Annotated in this window: 1 protein-coding gene; it reads left to right on the forward strand. The window is 77.1% G+C overall.

Annotated features, from left to right (window positions below; all coding sequences use genetic code 11):
* The first annotated feature begins 73 nt into the window (after nucleotides 1-73).
* Nucleotides 74-10213: a type I polyketide synthase gene (locus FB454_RS30335; RefSeq protein WP_145823993.1), complete on the forward strand. Its 10140-nt coding sequence runs from the start codon at nucleotides 74-76 to the stop codon at nucleotides 10211-10213.
* The last annotated feature ends 18 nt before the right edge of the window (nucleotides 10214-10231 follow it).

The raw sequence follows: 10231 nt of genomic DNA on the forward strand, positions 1-10231 counted from the left end.
GATCTTCGCGGCTTGTGGCGTCCGTGGACGGTATTGGGTCGCTGTTTCTCTCCGACCCGAAGAGGTGGCGTCAATGGCGACTGAAGATACGCTCCGGGAGTACCTGAAATGGGTGACGGCGGACCTTCACCAGACCCGGAGGAAGCTCGGCGAGCTTGAGGCGGCCAGCCGCGAGCCGATCGCCATCGTCGGCATGGCCTGCCGCTTCCCGGGCGGGGTGGGCTCGCCCGAGGAACTGTGGGAACTCGTCGACTCCCGCCGCGACGCCTACTCCGCGTTCCCCGCCGACCGCGGCTGGGACCTGGCGCGGCTGTTCCACCCGGACCCCGACCATCCCGGCACGTCGTACGTCGCCGAGGGCGGCTTCGTCGACTCCGCTACCGAGTTCGACGCCGCGTTCTTCGGCATCTCGCCGCGCGAGGCGCTGGCCATGGACCCCCAGCAGCGGCTGCTGCTGGAGACCTCGTGGGAGGCGTTCGAGCACGCCGGCATCGACCCCTCGACGCTGCGAGGCCACCAGGTCGGGGTGTTCGCCAGCACCACCGGCCAGGACTACGTGGGGCTGCTTCAGCAGCCGCCGCCCGGCACCGAGGGCTACATCCTCACCGGCACCGCGGCCAGCGTCGTGTCCGGCCGGATCTCGTACGCGCTCGGCATCGAGGGGCCCGCCGTCACCGTCGACACCGCCTGCTCGTCGTCGCTGGTCGCGCTGCACCTGGCCTGCCAGGCGCTGCGGCAGGGCGAGTGCACCCTGGCGCTGGCCGGCGGCGCCACCGTCATGTCCACCCCGTCCGCGTTCATCGGCTTCAGCCGCCAGCGCGGCCTGGCCCTGGACGGCCGGGTCAAGTCGTTCGCCGCCGCCGCCGACGGCACCGCCTGGGGCGAGGGGGCCGGCCTGCTGCTCGTCGAGCGACTCTCCGACGCCCGCCGCAACGGCCACCCCGTGCTCGCGGTCGTACGCGGCAGCGCCGTCAACTCCGACGGCGCGAGCAACGGCCTGACCGCCCCCAACGGCCCGTCCCAGCAGCGGGTCGTGCTCCAGGCGCTGGCCAGCGCCCGGCTCGCGCCCGAGCAGGTCGACGTCGTGGAGGCGCACGGCACCGGCACCACCCTCGGCGACCCGATCGAGGCGCAGGCGCTGCTGTCGACGTACGGGCAGGGCCGGCCGGCCGACCAACCGCTCTGGCTCGGCTCGGTCAAGTCGAACATCGGCCACACCCAGGCCGCCGCCGGCGTGGCCGGCGTGATCAAGATGGTGATGGCGTTGCGGCACGACACCGTGCCCGCCACCCTGCACGTCGATGAGCCCACCCCCAACGTGGACTGGACGGCCGGCGCGGTCGCGCTGGCCACCGAGCCGCGGCCGTGGCCCGCCGGGGAGCGGCCCCGCCGCGCCGGCATCTCCTCCTTCGGCATGAGCGGCACCAACGCCCACGTGATCATCGAGGAGGCACCCGCCGCCGACCCGGCCCCGGCGGACGCCCCGGACGGCTCCGCCTCCGAGACCGACCCGGTCACGGCGCCTGGCACCGCCCCGGTCGACGGGGCCGGCCTCGTGCCGGTGCTGGTCTCCGCCCGCGACGCCGGATCCCTGACCGCGCAGGCCACCCGCTGGGCCGACTGGCTCGACGACCGCCCCGGGCTGCGGCTGACCGACGTCGGCTGGTCGTCGGCGAGCACCCGGGCCGGCCTGGAGCACCGCGCCGTACTGCTCGCCACCGACCGCGCCGACCTGGCCGCCGCCCTGCGCGCGCTGGCCGCCGGCGGCGACGCCCCGGGCCTGGTCACCGGCGCGGGTCCGCGCGGCGGAAAGCTCGCGTTCCTCTTCTCCGGCCAGGGCGCGCAGCGCAGCGGCATGGGCCGCGAGCTGGCCGCCGCGTTCCCCGTCTTCGACCGGGCACTGGCCGAGGTCTGCGCCGAGCTGGACCGGCACCTGCCCCGCCCGCTCGCCCCGGTGCTCTTCGCGCCCGAGGGCGACGAGGCGGCCGGGCTGCTCAACCAGACCCTCTACACCCAGGCCGGTCTGTTCGCCGTCGAGGTCGCGTTGTTCCGGCTCCTGGAGAGCTGGGGGGTCGTCCCGGACGTGCTGCTCGGCCACTCGATCGGCGAGCTCTCCGCCGCGCACGCGGCCGGCGTGCTGTCGCTGCCCGACGCCGCCACGCTGGTGGCCGCCCGGGGCCGGCTGATGCAGGCCCTGCCGGCCGGCGGCGCGATGCTGGCCGTCCAGCTCCCCGCCGACGCCGTCCGGTCCGCTCTGGCCGACGTCGAGGACCGGGTCGCGGTGGCCGCCGTCAACGGGCCCACCGCCGTCGTCGTCTCCGGCGCCGCCGAGGCCGTCGAGGAACTCGAACGCCGCTGGGCCGACCAGGGCGTACGCACCAGGCCGCTGCGGGTCAGCCACGCCTTCCACAGCCCGCTGATGGAACCGATGCTCGCCGAGTTCGCCGCCGTGGTGCGCCGGCTGGAGCTGCACCCGCCGGCGCTGCCGATCGTGTCGAACCTGACCGGCGCCGTCGCCGACCCCGACGAGATCCGCACCGCCGAGTACTGGGTGCGGCACGTGCGGGAGGCGGTCCGCTTCGCCGACGGCGTCGAGCAGCTGCGCGCCCTGGGCGTGCGTACGTTCCTGGAGGTCGGCCCCAGCGGAGTGCTCACCGCGCTGACCCGCGACGTCCTGGCCGACGACGAGACCTCCGCCGTGGCGCTGCTGCGCCGCGACCGCCCCGAGCCCACGTCGGCGCTCACCGCCCTCGCCGAGCTGCACGTCGGCGGGGTGGAGGTCGCCTGGACGAGGCTGTACGCGGGAGCCGACACCGCGCGGGTGCCGCTGCCCGGGTACGCCTTCCGCCGCCGGCGCTTCTGGCCCGAGCCGCCGCCCGCCGGCCCCGGCCCCGCCTCCTCCGACGGCGACGACGAGTTCTGGACCGCCCTGGAGCAGGCGGACGTCGACACGCTGCGCGGCGAGCTGGGCGACGACGAGCAGGTACGGGCGCTGCTGCCGGCCCTGCCCGCGCTGTCCTCCTGGCGCCGGTCCCGGCGGGAACGCTCCCTCGTGGACGGGTGGTCGTACCAGGTGAGCTGGCAGCCCGTGCCGGTCGAGGACGGCGACGCCCCGGCGGGCCGCTGGCTGGTTGTGCTGCCCGCCGAGGACGCGCCGGCGTGGGCCGACGGCCTGGCCGGGCTCTTCGGCGACGCCGAGCCGCTGGTGCTGCGCGTCGGCGCCGCGGACCTGGACCGCGCGGCGCTCGCCGCCCGGCTCCGGATGCTGACCGGCGACCGCGGTGTCGACGGCGTGCTCGCCGTCGTCGCCGGCCAGGACCGGCTGCTGCCCGAGCACCCCGGCGTGACCCTCGCCGCCGCCGGCACCCTCGCCCTCGTCCAGGCGATGACCGACCTGGACCTGGTGGCGCCGCTGTGGTGCGTCACCAGCGGCGCGGTGGCGGCGGCCCCGGGCGACCGGGTCGTGCACCCGCTGCAGACCGAGGTCTGGGGCCTCGGCCGCGCGGCGGCCGTCGAGCAACCGCACCGCTGGGGCGGCCTGGTCGACGTGCCGGCCACCGTCGACGCCGCCATCACCCGGCGGCTCGCCGCCGTGCTGGCCGGCCACGGCGGCGAGGACCAGGTGGCCGTGCGCCCCGGCGGAACCTGGGCCCGGAGGCTCACGCCGGCCCCGCCGACGACCGACGAGAACCCCGCCGGCGACTGGTGGTCCGGCGCCGTCCTGGTCACCGGCGGCACCGGCGCCCTCGGCGGCCACGTCACCCGCTGGCTGCTCGACCGGGGCGCCGGGCGGGTGGTCCTGGCCAGCCGCCGGGGCGCCGCCGCCCCCGCCGTGGCGGACCTGCTCGACCGGTACGGCGCCGACGGGCGGGTCACCGCCGCCACCTGCGACGTCACCGACCGGCGGTCCGTGGCGGACCTGGTCGGCTCGCTGCCCGACCTGACGGCGGTCGTGCACGCCGCCGGCACCGACCAGCTCACCCCGATCACCGACACCACCCTCGACGAGTTCTCCCACGTCGTCGCGGGCAAGGTGCTCGGCGCCCTGCACCTCGACGCCTGCCTCGCCGAGCGCGACCTCGCCGCGTTCGTCATGTTCTCCTCCATCTCCGGCGTGTGGGGCAGCGCCGGGCAGTGCGCGTACGGCGCCGGCAACTCTCTGCTGGACGGCCTGGCCGTCAACCGGCGCGACCGGGGCCTGCCGGCCACCGCCGTTTCCTGGACGGCCTGGGGCGGCGCGCACGGCATGGCCGCCGAGAACGTCGCCACCGAGCAGCTCAACCGGATGGGCCTGCCGCCCGTCGACCCGGAGAAGGCGCTCGTCGCCCTCGACCGGGCGCTGCGCCGGCCCACGCCCTGCGTGACCGTCGCCGACGTCGACTGGAGCCGGTTCCACCCCGCGTTCACAGTGGCCCGGCCCAGCCCGTTCCTCGGCGACCTGCCGCAGGTGCGGGCGCTCGTCGCCGAGGAGGAGGCCGCCACGCCGGCGGCCGGGGTCGCCGCGCCATTGCGCCACCTCGCGGCGCTCCCGGCCGCGGAGCAGGAGCGGGAGCTGCTGCGCCTGGTCAACGAGCAGACCGCGGCGGTGCTGGGCCACGCCACCCCCGACGAGCTGCGCGGCCGCCCGTTCAAGGACCTCGGCTTCGACTCGCTGACCGCCGTGGACTTCCGGGGACGGTTGAACGCGGCCACCGGCCTGCGGCTGCCCACCACACTGGTCTTCGACTACCCGACCCCCGCCGAGCTGGCCGCGCACCTGCGCGAGCTGGTCTCCGGCGCCGCCCCGGCCGCCGCCCCGCAGACCGTCGTCGTCGATGCCGACGAGCCCGTCGCGATCGTCGGCATGGCCTGCCGCTACCCCGGCGGCGTCGACGGGCCGGAGGCGTTCTGGCGGCTCGTCGCCGACGGCGTGGACGCCATCTCGCCGTTCCCCACCGACCGGGGCTGGGAGATACCCGAGCCGGCCGAGGGGACGCACCCGCCGGCGGGCGGCTTCCTCCACGACGTGGCGGACTTCGACCCCGCCTTCTTCGAGATCTCGCCCCGCGAGGCCCTCGCCATGGACCCGCAGCAGCGGCTCACCCTGGAGACGTCCTGGGAGGCACTGGAGCGGGCCGGGGTGGACCCCGCGTCGCTGCGCGGCAGCCGTACGGGCGTCTTCGTGGGCGCTTCCACCTCCGGCTACGGCACGGGCCTGACCGAGGTCCCCGAGGGCGTCGAGGGCTACCTGATGACGGGCGCCGCGCACAGCGTCATCTCCGGCCGGGTCGCGTACGCCCTCGGGCTGGAGGGCCCCGCCGTCACCGTCGACACCGCCTGCTCCTCGTCGCTGGTGGCGCTGCACCTCGCCGGGGCGGCGCTGCGGCGCGGCGAGTGCGACCTGGCGCTGGCCGGCGGCGTGGCCGTGATGGCCACCCCGACGGCGTTCCAGGAGTTCTCCCGCCAGGGCGGCCTCGCCTCCGACGGGCGGTGCAAGTCCTTCGCCGCGACGGCGGACGGCACCGGCTGGTCCGAGGGCGTCGGCATGCTGCTCGTGCAGCGGCTCTCCGACGCCCGGCGGCAGGGCCGCCGCGTCCTCGCCGTCGTCCGCGGCTCCGCCGTCAACTCCGACGGCGCGTCGAACGGCCTGACCGCCCCCAACGGCCCCTCCCAGCAGCGGGTGATCCGGCAGGCGCTGGCCGGCGCCGGGCTGGCGGTCACCGACGTGGACGTCGTCGAGGCGCACGGCACCGGCACCGTCCTCGGTGACCCGATCGAGGCGCAGGCGCTGCTGGCGACGTACGGGCAGGACCGGGGCGACGCCGGCCCGCTGCTGCTGGGCTCGGTCAAGTCGAACATGGGCCACGCGCAGGCCGCCGCCGGTGTGGCCGGCGTGATCAAGGTGGTGCTGGCGATGCGGGAGGGGACCGTACCGGCGACGCTGCACGTGGACGAGCCGTCGCCGCACATCGACTGGTCGGCCGGCGACGTGGAGCTGGTGACCCGGTCCCGGCCGTGGCCGGCCGTCGACCGGCCCCGCCGCGCGGCGGTCTCCTCGTTCGGCATCTCCGGCACGAACGCCCACGTGGTCGTCGAGCTGCCCACCGACGCGCCCGCCGACGCCGAGCCGGTCGACGCACCGATGCCGCCCGCAGCCGCTGCGGAGGGGGAACGCGCCGCCGGGCTGCTCACCGCCGACGTGGTGGCCTGGCCCGTCTCGGCCCGCTCCACCTCGGCCCTGGCCGCGCAGGCGTCCCGGCTGGCCCGGCACCTTCGCGCGCACCCCGGCCTCGCCCCGGCGGCGGTCGGCTGGTCGCTCGCCGCGACCCGCTCGGCGTTCGACCGGCGCGCCGCCGTGCTCGGCGCGACCCCCGGCGAGCTGCTGGCCGGCCTGGACGCGCTCGCCGCCGGCACCCCGGCCGGCAACGTCGTGACCGGCACCGTCGCCGACCACGGCGCGGGCCCGGTGTTCGTCTTCCCGGGCGCCACCCCGGCGGGGGCGGTGGCCGCACTGGTGGGCCGCTGCCCGGTCTTCGACGACACCCTCGCCGAGTGCCGGCAGGCCCTCGCGCCCTGGGTCGACGTCGATCCGGCCGCCCTGCTCACCGGCGCGGACGCCTCCTGGGGCGAGCGGCCGGAGCTGGCCCGGCCCGTGCTGTTCGCCGTCGGGGTGGCGCTCGCCGCCGTCTGGCGGCACGCCGGCGTCACCCCCGCCGCTGTCGTCGGCGACGGCGACGGCGAGGTCGTGGCCGCGTACGTGGCGGGCCTGCTGTCCCTGCCCGACGCCGCCCGCACGGTGGCGTTGCGGGCCCGCGCCGCCGCCGGCCACCTGGACCACGACGGCCTCCGCGCCGCCCTCGCGGGGCTCGCCCCGCAGCCGGGGACCGCCCGGCTGGCCTCCACGTTCACCGGCGACTGGGCCGATTCGGCCCGCCTCGGTGTCGACCACTGGGCCGACCTGAGCGGCCTTGGTGTCGACCGGGCGGGCCCCGGTGCCGACCCGGCCGGCCTCGGAGCGGCGCCGACCGCCTCCGGCGCCGACCGCCCGGCCGATATCGCCGGGGGACCGGAGCGGCTCGACGCCGCCCTGCGCGCCGCCGTCGCGGCCGGACACGTGACATTCGTGGAGATCTCGCCGGAGCCGGCGCTGACCGACCGGGTCGCCGCCGTCCTCGACGCGACCGGCGTCACCGGCCACGTCCTGGAGACCCTCGCCGGGTCGGACGACGCCGCCACCCGGCTGCTGACCGGCCTCGCCACCGCGCACACCCTCGGCCTGGCGGTGGACCACCGCCGACTGCTGCCCGAGGCCGAGCCCGTCGACCTGCCCACGTACGCCTTCGACCGGAACCGCTTCTGGCTGGAGCGCACCGGCGCGCACCGCTCGGTCCTGCCCGCAGTGGGCCTCGACGTGGTGGACCACCCGCTGCTCAGCGCGGTGGCCGACCTGCCCGGCGACGAGGGCCTGCTGTTCACCGGCCGGATCACCCTCACCACCCACCCCTGGCTCGCCGACCACGCCGTGCTGGGCACGGTGCTGCTGCCCGGGACGGCGCTTGTGGAGCTGGCGTCCTGGACCGGCCGGCAGGCCGGCACGGCGACCGTCGCCGAGCTGAACCTGGAGGCGCCGCTGGCGATCCCCACCGAGGGCGGAATCGACCTGCGGGTCCGCGTCGGCCCGCCGGACGAGACCGGGCACCGGCCCGTCGCCGTCCACACCCGGCGCGACGACGACACCGGACCCGACGGTTCCCGGGCCTGGCAGCGGCACGCCTCCGGCCAGCTCGCCGACACCGTCGACCCGGACCCCGTGCCGGCCGCCGTGTGGCCGCCGGCCGACGCCGAGCCGATCGCCCTCGACGGGCTCTACGCCCGGCTCGCCGCCCAGGGCTACCACTACGGCCCGGTCTTCCGGGCGCTGCGCGCCGCCTGGCGGTCGGGCCCGGACATCCTCGCCGAGGTCGCCCTGGACGCCGACGCGTCCACCGACACCACGGCCTTCTCCGTGCACCCGGCCCTGATGGACGCGGCGCTGCACGCCATCGGCGCCAGCGCCACGGACGGCGCCACCGACGCCACGGCCGGCGACCCCGCCGGTGGCGCGTCGGGCACCGAGGGCGGCCCCGGCATCCGCCCGGGCCTGCCGTTCACCTGGTCGGGCGTGACCATCCGACCCACCCGCGCCCGCGAACTGCGGATCCGGCTGCGCGCCACCGACGCCGGCTCCGTGGCCCTGACCGTGACCGACACCGGCGCGACCCCGGTCGCCTCCGTCGACGGTCTGGTCCTGCGGCCCATCTCCGGCGAGCAGCTCAGCGCCGCCCGCCGCTCGGCCAGCCGGTCCCTGCACCGCCTCGACTGGGTCGCCCCCGCCACCGGCCGCGCCGACGGCACGTCCCGGCTCGTCGCCCTCGGCGACGACTGGCCCGGCGCCGACCGGCACCCGGACCTGTCGACGCTGGTCGCCGACGTACGCGCTGGTGCCGCCGCACCCGACGCGGTGGTGGTGACCTGCGCCGGAACCGCCACCGGCGAGCCACACCCGGCCGCCCAGGCGCACCGGGTCGCCCACCGGATGCTCGCGCTGGCCCAGCAGTGGCTCGCCGAGGAGACCCTGACCGCCGCCCGGCTGGTGGTGGTCACCCGCGGCGCGGTCCGGGTCGACCCGGACGAGCGGATCGCCGACGTGCCGGCCGCCACCGCCTGGGGCCTGCTGCGCTCCGCCCAGTCGGAGAACCCCGACCGGATCGTGCTCCTCGACGTCGACGACGACGCCCCGGCCGCCGCGCTGCTGCCGGCCGCTCTCGCCACGGGCGAACCCCAGCTCGCCGCACGTGCCGGGCAGCTCCGGGTGCCCCGGCTGACCCGGCTCGGCCCGCCCCCGGCCGACGCGCCGGGCCCCGACCTGGCCGCCGGCACCGTCCTGGTGACCGGGGCGACCGGTCTGCTCGGGCGGCTCGTGGCACGGCGGCTCGTCACCCGCCACGACGTACGGCACCTGCTGCTGGTCAGCCGCAGCGGGGCGGACGCACCGGGCGTCGCCGCGCTGGTCGACGACCTGGCCGGGCTGGGTGCCACCGCCCGGGTGGCCGCCTGCGACGTCACCGACCGCGACGCGCTCGCCCTGCTGGTCGATGAACTCCCCGCCGACCAGCCGCTGACCGGCGTGGTGCACGCCGCCGGGGTACTCGACGACGGCGTCCTGCCCGCGCTCACCCCGGAGCGCTTCGACGCCGTGCTGCGTCCCAAGGTCGACGCGGCGTGGCACCTGCACGAGCTGACCGAGAAGCTGGACCTGGCTGCGTTCGTGCTCTTCTCCTCGGCGGCCGGCCTGTTCGGCGGCCCCGGGCAGGCCAACCACGCGGCGGCGAACTGCTTCCTCGACGCCCTCGCCCAGCACCGGCGCGACCGGGGACTCCCGGCGCTCTCGCTGGCCTGGGGCCCGTGGGTGAACGACACCGGCGACGGGCGGACCGGGCACGTCGACGAGGCCCGGATGAACCGGGGCGGCTTCGTGCCGCTCGGCGCCGAGGAGGGCATGGACCTGTTCAGCGAGGCCCTGCGCTTCGCCGAGCCGGTGGTCGTACCGGTCAACCTGGACCTCGCCCTGATCGGCCGGCACGGACCGGCGGCGGTCCCGCCGGTGCTGCGGTCGCTGGTGCGGCCGGCGACGACCGGCGCGGTACGGGCCGCCGAACGCGATCCGGCCGAGGCGCTGCGGGAGACCCTCGCCGCCACGGCGGAGGCCGATCGCGACCAGGTGCTCTCCGACCTGGTGCGGACCCACGCCGCCGCGGTCCTCGGCTACGCGTCGATCCGCTCGATCGACGTCGAGCGCGGCTTCGTCGAGCTGGGCTTCGACTCGCTGACCGCGGTCGAGTTCCGCAACCGGCTCAACGCGGCCACCGGGCTGCGGCTGCCGTCCACGCTGATCTACGACCGGCCGACCACGGCCGCGCTGGTCGAGTACCTGCGGGGCGCGCTGCTGGCGGAGCGGAGCACCTCCGCGCTGACGGTGCTCGGCGAGCTGAACAAGCTGGAGCACGCCATGCGGGCGGTGGCCTCTGCCGACACCGACCGGGCCGCCGTCGGCGCCCGGCTGCGTGAACTGCTCTCCCTGTGGACCTACACCGAGTCCGGTGCGGACTCCGCCGCCGACGAGGGCGCCAGCCTCGAGTCGGCCTCCGCCGAGGAGATCTTCAGCCTGCTGGACGAAGAGTTCGGCTCGGCCTGATCCGGCATGTCGCACACC

Source organism: Micromonospora sp. CNZ297 (assembly GCF_007827625.1).